The 14,821-nt window shown below is 60.7% G+C and carries 12 protein-coding genes; 2 read left to right on the forward strand and 10 right to left on the reverse strand.

Annotated elements, in window-relative coordinates:
- Nucleotides 1-780: 780 nt before the first annotated feature.
- Both CKW18_RS14345 and CKW18_RS14350 read right to left on the reverse strand, forming a co-directional pair.
- On the reverse strand, nucleotides 781-3,849 hold the full coding sequence (locus tag CKW18_RS14345; protein ID WP_095189389.1) for an efflux RND transporter permease subunit: 3,069 nt from the start codon (nucleotides 3,847-3,849) through the stop codon (nucleotides 781-783).
- Nucleotides 3,850-3,855: 6 nt separating this feature from the next.
- Nucleotides 3,856-4,956, reverse strand: coding sequence for an efflux RND transporter periplasmic adaptor subunit (locus CKW18_RS14350; protein WP_095189390.1), 1,101 nt, complete (start codon nucleotides 4,954-4,956; stop codon nucleotides 3,856-3,858).
- 94 nt (nucleotides 4,957-5,050) lie between these two features.
- Between CKW18_RS14350 and CKW18_RS14355 the strand changes: the two genes are divergently transcribed.
- Nucleotides 5,051-5,686 (forward strand): TetR/AcrR family transcriptional regulator, encoded by a 636-nt coding sequence (locus CKW18_RS14355; RefSeq protein ID WP_095189391.1) that lies wholly within the window; start codon nucleotides 5,051-5,053, stop codon nucleotides 5,684-5,686.
- A 107-nt stretch (nucleotides 5,687-5,793) separates the two neighbouring features.
- On the opposite strand, the gene CKW18_RS14360 is transcribed toward CKW18_RS14355, so the two are convergent.
- Nucleotides 5,794-6,576 (reverse strand): class I SAM-dependent methyltransferase, encoded by a 783-nt coding sequence (locus CKW18_RS14360; protein ID WP_095189392.1) that lies wholly within the window; start codon nucleotides 6,574-6,576, stop codon nucleotides 5,794-5,796.
- 93 nt (nucleotides 6,577-6,669) lie between these two features.
- Between CKW18_RS14360 and CKW18_RS14365 the strand changes: the two genes are divergently transcribed.
- Nucleotides 6,670-7,290 (forward strand): energy transducer TonB, encoded by a 621-nt coding sequence (locus tag CKW18_RS14365; RefSeq protein WP_095189416.1) that lies wholly within the window; start codon nucleotides 6,670-6,672, stop codon nucleotides 7,288-7,290.
- 3 nt (nucleotides 7,291-7,293) lie between these two features.
- Here CKW18_RS14365 and CKW18_RS14370 read toward each other — a convergent pair whose 3' ends face one another.
- The 7 genes from CKW18_RS14370 to ppc form a co-directional block, all read right to left on the reverse strand.
- Nucleotides 7,294-7,986: an extensin family protein gene (locus CKW18_RS14370; protein WP_095189393.1), complete on the reverse strand. Its 693-nt coding sequence runs from the start codon at nucleotides 7,984-7,986 to the stop codon at nucleotides 7,294-7,296.
- 2 nt (nucleotides 7,987-7,988) lie between these two features.
- A complete protein-coding gene (locus CKW18_RS14375; protein ID WP_095189394.1) occupies nucleotides 7,989-8,825 on the reverse strand; it encodes an oxaloacetate decarboxylase in 837 nt (278 codons plus the stop codon).
- Between the two features lie 32 nt (nucleotides 8,826-8,857).
- A complete protein-coding gene (locus tag CKW18_RS14380) occupies nucleotides 8,858-9,718 on the reverse strand; it encodes a DUF72 domain-containing protein (RefSeq protein ID WP_095189395.1) in 861 nt (286 codons plus the stop codon).
- Nucleotides 9,718-10,026 (reverse strand): hypothetical protein, encoded by a 309-nt coding sequence (locus tag CKW18_RS14385; protein WP_095189396.1) that lies wholly within the window; start codon nucleotides 10,024-10,026, stop codon nucleotides 9,718-9,720. The genes CKW18_RS14380 and CKW18_RS14385 overlap by 1 nt, the downstream gene beginning before the upstream one ends.
- A gap of 256 nt (nucleotides 10,027-10,282) precedes the next feature.
- Complete coding sequence (gene tsaB, locus CKW18_RS14390; protein ID WP_095189397.1) at nucleotides 10,283-10,957, reverse strand: tRNA (adenosine(37)-N6)-threonylcarbamoyltransferase complex dimerization subunit type 1 TsaB; 675 nt, start codon at nucleotides 10,955-10,957, stop codon at nucleotides 10,283-10,285.
- Between the two features lie 94 nt (nucleotides 10,958-11,051).
- Nucleotides 11,052-11,699 (reverse strand): adenylate kinase, encoded by a 648-nt coding sequence (gene adk / locus CKW18_RS14395; protein WP_095189398.1) that lies wholly within the window; start codon nucleotides 11,697-11,699, stop codon nucleotides 11,052-11,054.
- A 301-nt stretch (nucleotides 11,700-12,000) separates the two neighbouring features.
- Complete coding sequence (gene ppc / locus CKW18_RS14400) at nucleotides 12,001-14,631, reverse strand: phosphoenolpyruvate carboxylase (RefSeq protein ID WP_095189399.1); 2,631 nt, start codon at nucleotides 14,629-14,631, stop codon at nucleotides 12,001-12,003.
- Nucleotides 14,632-14,821: the final 190 nt, after the last annotated feature.

A 14,821-nucleotide genomic window follows, 5' to 3' on the forward strand; every position in this document is an offset into this window, starting at 1 on the left:
GCTGGCAAGCCAGCTCCCACAATTTTGATTGGGTGTAAGCAGATAGAGACTGGGTGGCTATCAGGCCGCCTTCGCGAGCAGGCTCGCTCCTACAGTTGGATTGCGTACATCTGCAAGCAACAGGTCGGATATCAGGCCGCCATCGCTGGCAAGCCAGCTCCCACAATTTTGATTGGGTGTAAGCAGATAGAGACTGGGTGGCTATCAGGCCGCCTTCGCGAGCAGGCTCGCTCCTACAGTTGGATTGCGTACATCTGCAAGCAACAGGTCGGATATCAGGCTGCCTTCGCTGGCAAGCCAGCTCCCACAATTATGATTGGGTGTAAGCAGATAGAGACTGGGTGGCTGTAAGGCCGCCTTCGCGAGCAGGCTCACTCCCACAGAAGAGCAAGAGCAGATCGCTTCTGCTCCTCACCACTCAACAGGATGAGCGCAAGCTCGGCTGCGGCTTTTGATCTTAGAGCCCGTCGGCAGGCTGAGCGGAGGGATTGATCCGGGGGGTGGGAGCGCAGCGACCGTTCGACGAAGTCGAACACATCGAGAGGAGGTGCAGCGAAGCAAACCGGAGGCGATGCACCCGGATCAATCCCGGAGCGAAGGAACCCCGAGCCCCAGCGAGTGGGCCGAACGTCAGGGCACAGACCTTTGGTTCCTTTGGGGCGTTTGCCAAAGGGACTCGCTGTAAGAGCGAAAACGCCAGCGGCAACACCCGCAGAAACGGATATTCACCCAAACCCCAAGAACATGGTCGGCCCGAAGGCCGCCACGTCAAACCAAAGATCAACCCTCCCGACGAACCCTGAACCAGACCGCATACAACGCCGGCAAAAACAACAGAGTCAGCGCCGTAGCGACAATCAACCCCCCCATGATCGCCACCGCCATCGGCCCAAAAAACACACTGCGCGACAACGGAATCATCGCCAGAACCGCCGCCAGAGCCGTCAACACAATCGGCCGAAACCGCCGTACCGTCGCCTCGATAATTGCCTGCCAAGGCCTGAGTCCCGAGGCAATATCCTGCTCGATCTGATCCACCAGAATCACCGAATTACGCATGATCATCCCGGACAGCGCGATAGTCCCCAACATCGCCACAAAGCCGAACGGCTGCCGGAACACCATCAAAAACAGCACCACCCCGATCAACCCCAACGGCGCCGTCAAAAACACCATCGCCGTGCGCGAAAAACTGCGCAGCTGCACCATCAGCAACGTCAGCACCACCACGATGAACATCGGCACCCCGGCATTCACCGACTTCTGCCCACGCTCCGAATCCTCCACCGTCCCACCAACATCCAGCAGATACCCGCCCGGCAATTCAGCGCGAATCGAATCCAGTGTCGGCATAATCTGCTTCACCAGCGTCGCCGGCTGCTCCTTGCCATAAATGTCTGCCCGCACCGTCACGTTGGGCAGACGATTACGGTGCCAGATGATGCCTTCCTCAAAGCCATATTCGAGCGTGGCAACCTGCGACAGCGCCACGCTGCGACCGTTATCCGTCGGCACTGCCAGGCTCGGCAGCAACGACAACTCGGTACGCTCATGCACCGTGCCGCGCAGCAGAATCTCGATCAATTCGTTGTCTTCGCGATACTGACTGACGCTCGACCCGGTCAACGAACTCTGCAGGAATTTCGCCAGATTGGCGGTGCTCACCCCGAGTGCCCGGGCGCGATCCTGATCGATGTTCAGGTACACGACCTTGCTCGGTTCTTCCCAGTCCAGATGCACATTGACCACATGCGGATTTTCGCGAACCTTGGCCGCGACCTTGCGGGCCAGAGCGCGGACTTCTTCGATGTGCTCACCGGTAACGCGGAACTGCACCGGATAGCCAACCGGCGGGCCGTTTTCCAAACGCGTGACCCGCGAACGCAGCGTCGGGAACTGCTCGTTCAGCGTGGAGATCAACCAGGTGCGCAGCGTTTCACGCTCCTCGATGTTCTTCGCCAACACCACAAACTGGGCAAAGCTCGCCGCTGGCAACTGCTGATCCAGCGGCAGGTAGAAACGCGGCGAACCGGTGCCGACATACGCCACGTAGTTGTCGATGCCAGCGTGATCCTTGAGCATAGCTTCAAGGCGTTTGACCTCACCGGTGGTGTTGGCCAGCGATGCCCCTTCGGCGAGTTTCAGATCGACCATCAGCTCCAGCCGATTCGAGGCCGGGAAAAACTGCTGCGGCACGAAACGGAACAGCATCACCGACGCGATAAACAGCCCCACGGTCAGCACAATCACGGTTTTACGGTGCACCACGCACCACTCCACCAGACGCCGAACACGCTGATAAAACGGTGTGCCGTAAGGGTCCGGTTGACCATCACTCGTGCCGTGTTTGGCCGCATGAATTTTCGCCAGATCCGGCAGGAGCCTTTCCCCCAGATACGGCACGAACATCACCGCCGCGACCCACGAAGCGAGCAGCGCAATGGTCACCACCTGGAAGATCGAACGGGTGTATTCGCCCGTGCCGGACTGCGCCGTGGCAATCGGCAGGAAACCCGCGGCGGTGATCAGCGTACCGGTAAGCATCGGGAACGCGGTGCTGGTCCAGGCGTAGCTCGCCGCCCGGATGCGGTCAAAGCCCTGCTCCATTTTGATCGCCATCATTTCCACGGCGATGATCGCGTCGTCCACCAGCAAACCCAACGCCAACACCAACGCGCCGAGGGAGATTTTGTGCAGGCCGATACCGAGGTAATACATGCAGGCGAAGGTCATCGCCAACACCAGCGGAATGCTCAGCGCGACGACCATGCCGGTGCGCACGCCGAGGGAGAAGAAGCTCACCAGCAACACAATCGCCAGTGCTTCAACCAACACCTGGACGAACTCGCCCACGCCGGTTTTCACTGCTGCCGGTTGATCGGAAACCTTGCGCAACTGCATGCCGGCCGGGAGGTTTTTCTGGATGCGCGAGAACTCGCCTTCCAGCGCTTTACCCAGCACGAGAATGTCACCGCCGTCCTTCATGGCAACCGCCAAGCCGATCGCATCTTCGCCCATGAAGCGCATGCGCGGCGCCGGTGGATCGTTGAAACCACGCCGCACGTCGGCGACGTCGGAGATGCGGAACGTGCGATCGCCGACCCGGATCGGGAAGTTTTTTATCTCGTCGACTGTCTGAAAATTCCCCGAAACCCGCAGTTGCAGACGCTCGCTGCCGGTCTCGAAGAATCCGGCAGTGGACACCGCGTTCTGTTCTTCCAGCGCCTGTTGCACCGCCGCCAATGGCAAACCGAGAGTGGCGAGTTTGACGTTGGACAGTTCGACCCAGACCTTCTCGTCCTGCAACCCGAGCAGATCGACCTTGCCGACATCCTTGACCCGTTGCAGCTGAATCTGCACGCGATCGGCGTAATCCTTGAGCACGGCGTAGTCGAAACCATCGCCCGTCAGCGCGTAGATATTGCCGAAGGTGGTGCCGAATTCATCGTTGAAGAACGGCCCCTGAATCCCCGGCGGCAAGGTCTGGCGGATGTCGCTGACCTTCTTGCGCACCTGATACCAGAGGTCGGGGATCTGGTTGGAGTGCATCGAGTCACGGGCAATAAAGGTGACCTGGGATTCACCGGGGCGGGAAAACGAAACGATGCGTTCGTATTCGCCGGTCTCCATGAGTTTCTTCTCGATGCGTTCGGTGACCTGACGCGAGACTTCCTGCGCCGTCGCGCCCGGCCAGCGGGTCTGGATCACCATGGCTTTGAAGGTGAACGGCGGGTCTTCACTCTGACCGAGTTTGGTGTAGGACAACGCACCGACGATGGCCAGCAAAAGCATCAGGAACAGTACGATCTGGCGATTACGCAGCGCCCATTCGGAAAGGTTGAAGCGCATCGGGGCTTACTCCTTGTTCGCCAGATTGACGACACGATTGGAGCGATCCACCGGACGCACCTGCTGTCCTTCGAGCAACACGTGCACACCGGCGGCGACCACCCAATCACTGGCTTTCAAGCCTTCGAGCACCGGCACGGTTTTCTCGCCGAACGGGCCCACGCGCACGGGGGTCTTCTTCAGGGTGTTGTCGGTGTTGACGACCCAGACGTAGGTCGCGACGTTTTCCGCGGTCAGCGCCGAAAGCGGCACCGACAGCGGCGCGGCATCGACCGATTGCACGAACACCCGGGCACTCTGGCCAAGTTCTGCCGGGACTTTGCCGCTGGTGAAGGAAATGCGTGCGGCGAAAGTACGGGATTTCGGATCGGCCGCCGGCGACAACTCACGAATCTGTCCGGCGAAGCGCTGGTTCTGCTGAGCCCAGAGTTCGACGGTCACCGGCTGACCAACCTTGAAGCGGCCGAAGCTCTGCTCCGGCAGGCTGATCAGCACTTCACGCTCGCCATCGGTGGCGAGGGTGAACACTGTTTGCCCGGCAGCGACCACTTGCCCGACTTCCACCGCACGCCTGGCCACCACGCCGTCCTGCGGCGCACGCAGCACCGCGTAGCTGGCCTGATTGGTCGATACGTTGAATTCTGCTTTGATTTGCTTGAGGCGTGCTTCGCCGGAGCGGAAGAGGTTTTCGGCGTTGTCGTAGGCCGAGCGGCTGACCATCTGCCGATCCATCAGGGTTTTGTAGCGGTCGCGCTCGGCACGCACCAGGTTCAGATTGGCTTCGGCGGCGGCGACTTGCGCGCGGGTGGCCTCCAGTTGCAGGCGCACGTCCTGCGGATCGAGTTCGGCAAGGGGCTGATCGGCCTTCACGCGCTGACCTTCATCGACCAGTCGTCGGCTGACTTTGCCGCCAATGCGGAACGCCAGATCGGGTTCGTAGCGGGCACGCACCTCGCCCGGATAACTTTCCATTGCCTGCGCCGAAGGCTCTGGCTGCACCACCATGGCCGGTCGCACGGTGACTTGCGTCGCCTCTTCCTGACCACACGCTGACAAAAGGAACGCCAGACTCACTGGCAACGCGAGGGACAACGCATGGCGGAACATGGTGACGGACCTTTCGCTAATGGTGCTTGGAATAATTATACTGGCGGGTATGTTATTAATAGCAAACTCACCAGTCCAGTATTAAAAGCGAAGAATGTCGAACAATCTTTCAGCTCCAAACGGTCCGGGCCGCCCCAAGGATCTGGCCAAGCGCCAAGCCATCCTCGAAGCGGCGAAAATTCTGTTTCTGAGTCACGGCTATGCCAACACCAGCATGGACGCGGTGGCCGCCGAAGCTGGCGTGTCGAAGCTGACGGTTTACAGCCATTTCAACGACAAGGAGACGCTGTTCTCCGCCGCCGTGGTGGCCAAATGCGAAGAACAATTACCGCCGCTGTTCTTCGAATTGCCCCAAGGGATTGCCGTGGAAAATGTGTTGCTGAACATTGCCCGAGGCTTTCATCACCTGATCAACAGCGATGAGTCGGTGAATCTGCACCGTTTGATCATGGCGCTGGGCAGTCAGGATCCGAAACTGTCGCTGATCTTCTTCGAAGCAGGCCCGCAGCGCATGGTGCAAGGCATGGAGCGGTTGTTGACGCAGATCCATGACACCGGCGTGCTGAGCATCGACCAGCCGCGTAATGCGGCCGAGCATTTCTTTTGCCTGATCAAGGGCGCGGGGAATTTTCGTTTGTTGTATGGCTGTGGGGAGCCGTTGACAGAAGAGGCAGCGGAAAGCCATGTGCAGGAAGTTGTAGCGTTGTTTATGCGCGCCTATCGACCCTGACAGCCTTGCGTCGCTTGGACGGACGCTTTCGCGAGCAGGCTCGCTCCCACAGTTGAAATGCATTCCAAGGTGGGAGCGAGCCTGCTCGCGAATGCGGCGACTCAATCTCAGGGCTTGAGCGCTTTCTTCGGGTAGATGTCATAGCGGCTCGATTTGCCATCCAGCGCATGACTGGGCTTCGGCCCGTCAATGCACGGCGCCTTGCGCGGGCGCTTGACCACCACCCGGTGCGTCGCCAAAGCCAAAGCGGCTTCCAGCAGCGCCGGGGCATCCGGATCATCGCCAACCAACGGGCGGAACAGGCGCATTTCCTTCTTCACCAACGCCGTTTTCTCGCGATGCGGGAACATCGGATCGAGATAAATCACCTGCGGCGGCTCACCTTCCCAGTTCTGCATGACTTCGATGGAGTTGCCTTTGAGCAACTTCATCCGCGCCACAATCGGCGCCACATCAAAATCTTCCGCCGCCCGCGCCAGACCGTCCTCCAGCAACGCACCGATCAGTGGCTGGCGCTCAATCAGGCTCATCTCGCAACCCAGACTCGCCAGCACAAACGCATCCTTACCCAGCCCTGCTGTGGCATCCAGCACGCGCGGGCGCACGCCCTGAGCGATGCCGACCGCCTTGGCGATCATCTGCCCGCTACCACCGCCGTACAACCGACGATGCGCCGCGCCACCCTCGACAAAGTCGACGCGCACCGGCCCCGGTGCGTCCGGGCCCAGTTGCTGAAGCTGCAGACCCTGCTCGCCGACCTGCAAGGCGAACTCGCCGTCGGCCACTTGCAGCGGCAAGCCCAGGCGTTCGGCCCACTGCTCGGCTTGCGCTTCAAACGTCGGGCCGAGAGCTTCGACATGGATGCGGCAGGCCGCGGGTTGCTCAATCATGAAAACACGCTCAAAAAAGTTAAGGATCGGCAAAAAGTGGCCGATAAAACAATCAACGCGCATTTTGCCAGAGCTGAGCGGCAACCGAAAAAAATGTCAGGCATTCTTCCCACATCGATTGGCTACATCTCGCCCCATGGCGATTTCAGCCGTCAAAATACTCAAGCACTGAGCGGCGTCAGTCACCTGTGGCAGGATTTCTTTGCCCAGGCGCTGGCCGAACAGACGAGTGAAGTGGTGCCTGCGTGTGGCAAGTTTCCTCCGGTTGACCTGAGCAGCCCTGAAGAGCCGACCGTTGGCAGCGAACTGCACGCGCACATCATCAGCCAGCGCGAGTGCGATGTGGTCGAAACCGAAGTGCGTCCGCCGGAGCCGCTGTTCCTGCCGATCGCCGAATTCGAAATGGACTTGCTGGACAAACCATTCCCGCCATTCCCGCCAGAAGAACTGAAAGCTCAGCAAAAGCAACAGGATTTCGACAGCAGTTGGGTGCGTCCGGTGGTGATCAACAATGGTCAGCCCGTTCCAGAGCCTGGCCCGGCCCCGCAGAAGAAACCGCTGTATCTGCCGATTGCCGAGTTCGACCTCGACCTGATGCAGAAGCCTTACCCGCCGTTCCCGCCGGAAGAAATCGTCGAGCAGCAGAAAGCGTTGGACTTTGATAACGGTTGGGCACGTCCGATCGTTCTGCAGAACCTGCGCATCGCCGCCTGATCCTCAGCGACACACGCTCCAGCGCCCGACATCGACATGAAAGTGATTGCGATGGGCGGCGTTGTAATCCGGGCTCAACACCACACTGAACGCCTCGCAGGCACCATCGCGCACCTTGCGCAGAAACTGCGCGTCCTGATTTTGCTTCGGCCAGTCCTTGAGCACGCTGATGGTTCGGCCGTCCGCCAGCCGGAACCCGGCAATATCCAACGCATCGGCACTGGCATGGCGGCTTAGCGCACCGCTTTCGCGATTGTAGATATTGCGGCAGGCGAAGCTGCCGAGGTGATCAACCCGCGCGACCTTTTGCCCGTAAACGGATTGAGCGGCGGGTTGCAGCGTGTGGTGTTCAAACATCGCATAGGCCACCGCCAGCGGACAACTGGCGAGGAAACTGCTGCTCAGCGCCACCTCACCGCCCTGAACGCGCAAGGCGCCGATCAACGGGCACTTGGCGTCAGGGCTGTCGGCTTGCCGCGCAACGCGCAAAGCCGAGCTACCAAGCGCCTGCGCGCAAAGTTCCGGGTCGCCGCGCAAACGCATCAGCTTGTAACCGGTCAGCCAGTTGGGCGTGGCTTTCACATCCAGCGGCGCCCACGGATTCCACTGCGGCGGCACGTCCAGCCAACCGCGCCAGACACTGACCGCAGCGCCGCCAATCATCAGCAGCACCAGCCAGAATATCCAACGCCCCATATTCAGCCCTTGAAAAACTGGTTGGCCTTGGCGTACGGCATCGACTGCGAGGTGAAGCCGAAGGTGCCGCAATTCTGGATTTCTTCTGCCGCACGGAAGAACTCACCGAACGCCGCCAGCGCCAAAGCAGAACCGGTGCTGATCCGCCGCACGCCCATTTCTTCGAGTTGCTGCACAGTCAGTTTCAAACCGCCGGACATCAACACGTTCACCGGTTTCGGCGCTACCGCGCGCACCACGGCCAAGACTTCTTCGGCGCTGCGCAAACCCGGCGCATACAAGACGTCGGCGCCCGCCTCTGCGAAGGCCTGCAAACGGCGGATGGTGTCGTTGAGGTCGGGATTGCCGTGTAGGTAGTTCTCCGCACGGGCGGTCAGGAGGAAGGGAAATGGCAGCGTGCGCACTGCGGCCACGGCGGCTTCGATGCGCGCGACGGCGTGTTCGAAGCAATAGATCGGCGCGTCCGCACGGCCCGTGGCGTCCTCGATCGAACCGCCCACTGCGCCCGCCTCGGCTGCATACAGCAAACTTTTTGCGCACTCGACCGGGTCGTCGGCAAAACCGTTCTCCAGGTCAACCGCCACCGGCAAATCCGTCGCCGCAACAATTGCCCGGACATTGGCCAAGGTGTCTTCAAGGCTCAAGGCACCATCGGCTTTGCCTTGGGAAAACGCATAACCGGCACTGGTCGTGGCCAACGCCTGATAGCCGAGACTGGCGAGCATCTTCGCCGAGCCGGCATCCCATGGATTGGGCATGACGAAAATCCCCGGACGCTCATGCAAGGCCTTGAAGGCTTGGGCTTTACGGACTTGTTCTGTACGGGCTTGAGCATCCATCGGCGGCTCCGGGGCAGGAAAACGAGTTCGCCTCAGAGCAGACCAAGTTGCTCCGCGGCGGGTTCTCTGTATAGCTCAGGCAGAGGTGGCAGGCCAGGCAAACGTTGCATCAGTTGTGCGTGAAAACGTTGCGCCAGCTTCGCCGCCAGCAGGTTGTCGGCGGTGTGCAGGAAGATATACGGCGTGCGGCCCTCTTCGATCCACTCGGCGATCTTCGCCACCCATGGCACCAGAAACGGGTCGTTGGCTTCAAGTTCTGGATGGCCGATGAAGCGCACCTGCGGAAACTGTGTGAACGCCGCTGGACGTGTCGGCACCCGGGGCTTTTTCGATTGCGCGTGGATCACCGAGGACTCGGTCGACAGGCAACTGAACAGCGCACGCGGGTCGAGGCAGATACGTTCAACACCACGATCAAGCAGCAAACGATTAAGCAGACGCTCACTCTCGCCCTTGGCGAAGAACTGCTCATGCCGCACTTCCACCGCCAGCGGGCAGTCCAGCGCATCGATGAACGCCGTCAGCTCCGGCAGCCGATGCGGCGTGAAGCTTTTCGACAGTTGCAGCCACAGCGGCGCGACACGCTCACCAAGGGGCTTGAGTAATTGCAGGAAGGTTTCGGCAGCAGTCAGTTGCTCGCGCAGATCACCGCTGTGGCTGATATCGCCGGGGAATTTGGCTGTGAAGCGAAAGTGCGCAGGCATGATCTCGGCCCAACGCTGCACGGTGGCGGGCGATGGGCTGGCATAGAAGGTCGTGTTGCCTTCCACGGCGTTGAACACCTGGCAGTAGTGGCCGAGGAAATCAGAAGTTTTTGCGTCTACCGGATACAGATACTCGCGCCAGGCGTTTTCGCTCCATGACGGGCAACCGAGGTAGTAAGGCAGATCCATCAGATGTACAGATCGAGGCCCAGCACGTCGGCATCCCAATCGACAAAACCGGCGGTGCTCAGGTAGCTGGCCAGGGCCATGGCTACGCTTTTTTTCATCGCGCGGTGATAAATCATGTCTTGCTGACGGGCAGGCAGATTGCTCAGGCGTTGTGCGGAGGCTTTGGCAGCACGGGCGGCCAGTTGCGCTTCGGTCGGGAATTCCAGCTCGCCGTCGATATCCTCGACGGATTCGTCCAGCGCCGGATTGCCTTTGCGAGGCTTGCGCTTGATGGGGTAGGACTGAGTGGAAACGCCGTCTATACGCATAAAGTCATGCTCGGTATCAATGATGGCAATTTAGCGGCACTTGACCGACTTAGCAAACTGCCGAGTGATAACTAGAACACATAAAGAGCAAAAGGTTTAAAACGCGGGGTTAGAAACTGACGATTGGCAATGTTGGAATGTAAACACCGAACCTGTGGGAGCGAGCCTGCTCGCGAAGAGGTCAGCACATTCAACATCAATGTAGGCTGACACGACGCTTCGCGAGCAGGCTCGCTCCCACAGGTTGTGTGGTGAATCAGCGGGCTTTGGGGGTGGCCACTTTGTCGCGCAGGTAAACCGGCTGAGCATCATCGGCCGGGATCGCCTCACCACGCTCCCAGGCAAAGCGCGCCAACGTCAGCAGGTCTTCGGCGTGGGGCAGCATGCCGGCATCGGAACCGCTCAGCTTGACCGCGATGCGCTCGCCATAACCCCAGCCCGTGCCGGCACCGAACCAGTCGCCGCTGGCATCGTCCGGCAGTGCCGCGACTTCCGGCGGCAACACCGCTTCAGCACCGACCAGACGCATCTCCCCCGCCGTCTCGCGGTAGCAGCCCCAATACACTTCATCCATGCGCGCATCGATGGCCGCGGCAACCTGGCTCACGCCATGCTCACGAAACGCACGCTGCGCCAGCACCGCAAGGTTGGACACCGGCAATACCGGACGGTCCAGCGCGAACGCCAGCCCCTGCACCACGCCGATGGCAATCCGCACCCCGGTAAACGCACCCGGCCCGCGACCGAACGCAATGGCATCCACCGCTTGCAGCGTGGTGCCGGCGTCGGCCAGCAGTTGCTGGATCATCGGCAGCAGCTTTTGCGCGTGCAGGCGCGGGATCACCTCGTAATGGCTCGTGACCTTGCCGTCATGCAGCAAGGCAACGGAGCAAGCTTCAGTCGCGGTGTCCAGGGCCAGCAAGGTGCTCATCGATGTTTCCAAAACAGGTGGGGAAAAAAGGTGCGTCAGTATAAACAACTACGGCCCGCAAGCGGGCCGTGGATGATGCAGCGAATCAGCTTTTTCAGCTCAGCGCTTCAAGCACCTTGGCGGTGATTGCTTCTACCGAACCGACACCCGGAATGTGGCTGTACTTCGGCTTGCCGTTGGCAGCGGACAACTTCTGGTAGAAATCCACCAGTGGCTTGGTCTGCGAGTGGTAAACCGACAGGCGATGACGCACGGTTTCTTCAGTGTCGTCTTTGCGCTGTACCAGTTCTTCACCGGTGATGTCGTCTTTACCGGCCAGTTTCGGCGGGTTGTAGACAACGTGGTAAACGCGGCCGCTGGCTTCGTGAACACGACGACCGGCGATGCGCTGAACGATTTCTTCGTCTTCAACGGCGATTTCGACCACGGCGTCCAGCTCGACACCGGCAGTCACCAGTGCTTCAGCCTGCGGAATGGTGCGCGGGAAGCCGTCGAACAGGAAACCGTTGGCGCAGTCAGGTTGAGCGATACGATCCTGAACCAGCGCGATGATCAGATCATCCGACACCAGGCCGCCGGCATCCATGATGCTCTTGGCTTGAACGCCCAGTGGCGTGCCAGCCTTGACCGCTGCACGCAGCATGTCGCCGGTGGAGATTTGCGGAATGCCGAATTTTTCGGTGATGAACTTAGCCTGAGTACCTTTACCGGCCCCGGGAGCTCCCAGCAGAATGACGCGCATTAGATGTGCTCCTCAATTTTTTTATAAAAAGCTTTTACAAAACAAAGGATTCGCCGCTTGGGACGAATCCTGAAAAATACGGGTCGTGGCCGCACAAACGGCCAAAGGCTGATCAAGATACACAGCAGGCTGCGCCCACACAAGACGCCAAAAGTCGGAGAAACCGCCGCCAACCGCGACCTTGCGACGCGGTGACCCAAGTCGCAACCCCATCATTAACTGTCGCCTGGCGGCACTTTTCCCGTGAACGCGAGGCGGCACCCGAGGTTTGCTCCGGGTGCCTGGCGTTGCGTCAAAAACGTTAGCCGGTATTTCGCAAACCGGCGGCAATCCCCGCCACAGACACCAGCAGCGCCTGCTCCACCGGGCTACCCTGCTCAACATTCTGCTGTCGCGAACGGGCCAGCAGTTCAGCTTGCAATAGATGAAGCGGATCAAGGTAAGTGTTGCGCAGACGGATGAATTCGAGCGTGTCCGGGCTATGTGCCAACAGCTGAGACTGACCGGTCAGACCAAGCACCACCGAGCACGCCTGCGACAATAGGTCGCGTAAGTGCGCGCCCAACGGCAGCAGCTCTGGCTCGACCAATCGCTCGTCGTAAGACAAAGCGATATCGGCGTCAGCCTTGGCCAGGACCATTTCCAGCATGTCGATACGCGTGCGGAAGAACGGCCACTGCTCGCGCATCTGCCCCAGCAACTCGCCCTCGCCACGCTCCAGCGCCTTGCTCAGCGCCGATTCCCAGCCGAGCCACGCCGGCAACATCAGCCGGGTTTGCGTCCAGCCGAAGATCCACGGAATCGCCCGCAGGCTTTCGATCCCGCCAGCTCGGCGTTTGGCCGGACGGCTGCCGAGTGGCAAGCGGCCCAATTCCTGCTCCGGCGTGGACTGGCGGAAATACTCGACGAATTGCGGATTTTCCCGCACCACCTGGCGGTAAGCGCTGACACCGTCAGCCGCCAATTCGTCCATCAGATGACGCCATTCGGGGGTGGGTGGCGGCGGTGGCAGCAACGTCGCCTCCAGCACAGCGGCCAGGTACAGGTTGAGATTCTGCTCGGCGATGTCCGGCAGGCCGAATTTGAAACGAATCATTTCCCCCTGCTCGGTGGTGCGGAAACGTCCGGCCACCGATCCCGGCGGCTGCGACAGAATCGCCGCGTGGGCTGGACCACCGCCTCGGCCCACAGTGCCACCGCGACCGTGGAACAGTAGCAGTTCGACTTGCTGCTCGCGGCAGATTTCCACCAAGCGTTCCTGTGCTCGATATTGCGCCCACGCCGCCGCAGTGGTGCCGGCGTCCTTGGCCGAGTCCGAGTAGCCGATCATCACTTCCTGCGGGCCTTGCAGCCGCGCGCGGTAACCCGGCAGGAGCAACAGGCGCTCGATCACCGGGCCGGCGTTGTCGAGGTCGGCGAGGGTTTCGAACAGCGGCACCACGCGCATCGGCCGCAGCACGCCCGACTCTTTAAGCAGTAGTTGCACGGCCAGCACGTCGGAAGCCGCGCCGGCCATGGAGATCACGTAGGAACCCAGCGATGCCCCCGGTGCGGCGGCGATTTCCTTGCAGGTGTTGAGCACTTCGGCGGTGTCGGCGGACGGCTTGAAATGCGCCGGTAACAACGGCCGACGGTTAGCCAGTTCGCGGGTCAGGAAAGCAATCCGCGCCTCTTCATCCCAGTCTTCATAGCGCCCGAGGCCCAGATAGTCGGTGATTTCCGTCATCGCCGCGCTGTGTCGCGAAGAGTCCTGACGCACATCGAGACGAACCAGGAACAGCCCGAATGTAACGGCACGGCGCAGGCAGTCGAGCAAGGGCCCGTCAGCGATCACGCCCATGCCGCACTCGTGCAGCGAGTTGAAACACAGCTCCAGCGGATCGAGCAGATCGCGATTATTGACGAGTACATCGGCGGGGGCCGGGGTGGTGGCGGTCAGTGAGGCATGCGCCCAGTTGCGGGTGGCACGCAGACGTTCACGCAGTTGCTTGAGCACTGCGCGATAGGGCTCGGCGCTGTCGCCCGCCTTGGCTTTGAGTGCCTCGCTGGCTTGCTGCATCGACAGTTCGGCAGCCAGATGATCGACATCGCGCAGGTACAGATCGGCGGCCATCCAACGCGCCAGCAGCAACACTTCACGGGTCACGGCGGCGGTGACATTGGGGTTGCCGTCACGGTCGCCGCCCATCCATGAGGCGAAGCGAATCGGCGCGGCTTCCAGCGGCAAACGCAGGCCGGTCGCCGCATGCAGCGCCTGATCGGCCTTGCGCATATGGTTGGGAATCGCCTGCCACAACGAATGTTCGATCACCGCAAAGCCCCACTTCGCCTCGTCGACCGGGGTCGGGCGGGTGCGGCGGATTTCTTCGGTGTGCCAGGCTTCGGCGATCAGCCGTTGCAGGGTGTTCTGGATCTGTTCGCGCTCGGCGCTGGTCAGGTCGCGATGATCTTGCGCCGCGAGTTGCGCGGCGATCGCGTCGTACTTCTGGATCAGCGTGCGGCGCGCCACTTCGGTCGGGTGCGCGGTCAGTACCAGTTCGATTTCCAGCCGTGCCAGTTGCCGGGCCAGCGACTCGGCGCTGTGCCCTTCGTTACGCAGGCGCGCCAGCAGTTCAGGCAACACGCGGGATTCGAACGGCGCGGGCTGCGACTCTTCGCGACGATGGATCAATTGATACTGCTCGGCGATGTTCGCCAGATTCAGAAACTGGTTGAACGCGCGCGCCACGGGGAGCAATTCGTCTTCGCTCAACTGATTGAGGCTGGCGCTCAGTTCGGCGTCCATCGAGCCGCGGCGATCGGCCTTGGCGCCCTTGCGAATCTGCTCGATCTTGTCGAGAAACCCTTCGCCGTACTGGTCTCGAATGGTATTGCCCAACAGCTCTCCGAGCAGGTGAACATCCTCGCGCAAGCGTGCATCAATATCGGTCATCAGCAGTTCTCCAGCGTTCATCCGGGCGGCTTAGAAACGAGTGCATGACCTAGAGAGTGCCGCTCTACGGCGCTTCTTACAAGCAGGCGACGAAGGGACTTTAAACCTTGTAGCCGAAAGCTAGTCTCAACAGTAAGCCGCATGAAGGCTTGCCGCCGGCGTCGCCGGACACTCACCCAGACCTGCCACA

The sequence above is a fragment of the Pseudomonas sp. Irchel 3E19 genome (genome assembly GCF_900187585.1).
GTDB classification, from domain to species: Bacteria; Pseudomonadota; Gammaproteobacteria; order Pseudomonadales; family Pseudomonadaceae; genus Aquipseudomonas; species Aquipseudomonas baetica.

What these genes read in the sequence shown, in the direction of transcription:
- CKW18_RS14385 (WP_095189396.1), bottom strand. Translation starts at nt 10,026, where the DNA reads ATGCGTATAGACGGCGTTTCCACTCAGTCCTACCCCATCAAGCGCAAG.
- CKW18_RS14360 (WP_095189392.1), bottom strand. Translation starts at nt 6,576, where the DNA reads ATGATTGAGCAACCCGCGGCCTGCCGCATCCATGTCGAAGCTCTCGGC.
- tsaB (WP_095189397.1), bottom strand. Translation starts at nt 10,957, where the DNA reads ATGAGCACCTTGCTGGCCCTGGACACCGCGACTGAAGCTTGCTCCGTT.
- CKW18_RS14355 (WP_095189391.1), top strand. Translation starts at nt 5,051, where the DNA reads ATGTCGAACAATCTTTCAGCTCCAAACGGTCCGGGCCGCCCCAAGGAT.
- adk (WP_095189398.1), bottom strand. Translation starts at nt 11,699, where the DNA reads ATGCGCGTCATTCTGCTGGGAGCTCCCGGGGCCGGTAAAGGTACTCAG.
- CKW18_RS14375 (WP_095189394.1), bottom strand. Translation starts at nt 8,825, where the DNA reads ATGGATGCTCAAGCCCGTACAGAACAAGTCCGTAAAGCCCAAGCCTTC.
- CKW18_RS14365 (WP_095189416.1), top strand. Translation starts at nt 6,670, where the DNA reads ATGTCAGGCATTCTTCCCACATCGATTGGCTACATCTCGCCCCATGGC.
- ppc (WP_095189399.1), bottom strand. Translation starts at nt 14,631, where the DNA reads ATGACCGATATTGATGCACGCTTGCGCGAGGATGTTCACCTGCTCGGA.
- CKW18_RS14345 (WP_095189389.1), bottom strand. Translation starts at nt 3,849, where the DNA reads ATGCGCTTCAACCTTTCCGAATGGGCGCTGCGTAATCGCCAGATCGTA.
- CKW18_RS14350 (WP_095189390.1), bottom strand. Translation starts at nt 4,956, where the DNA reads ATGTTCCGCCATGCGTTGTCCCTCGCGTTGCCAGTGAGTCTGGCGTTC.
- CKW18_RS14370 (WP_095189393.1), bottom strand. Translation starts at nt 7,986, where the DNA reads ATGGGGCGTTGGATATTCTGGCTGGTGCTGCTGATGATTGGCGGCGCT.
- CKW18_RS14380 (WP_095189395.1), bottom strand. Translation starts at nt 9,718, where the DNA reads ATGGATCTGCCTTACTACCTCGGTTGCCCGTCATGGAGCGAAAACGCC.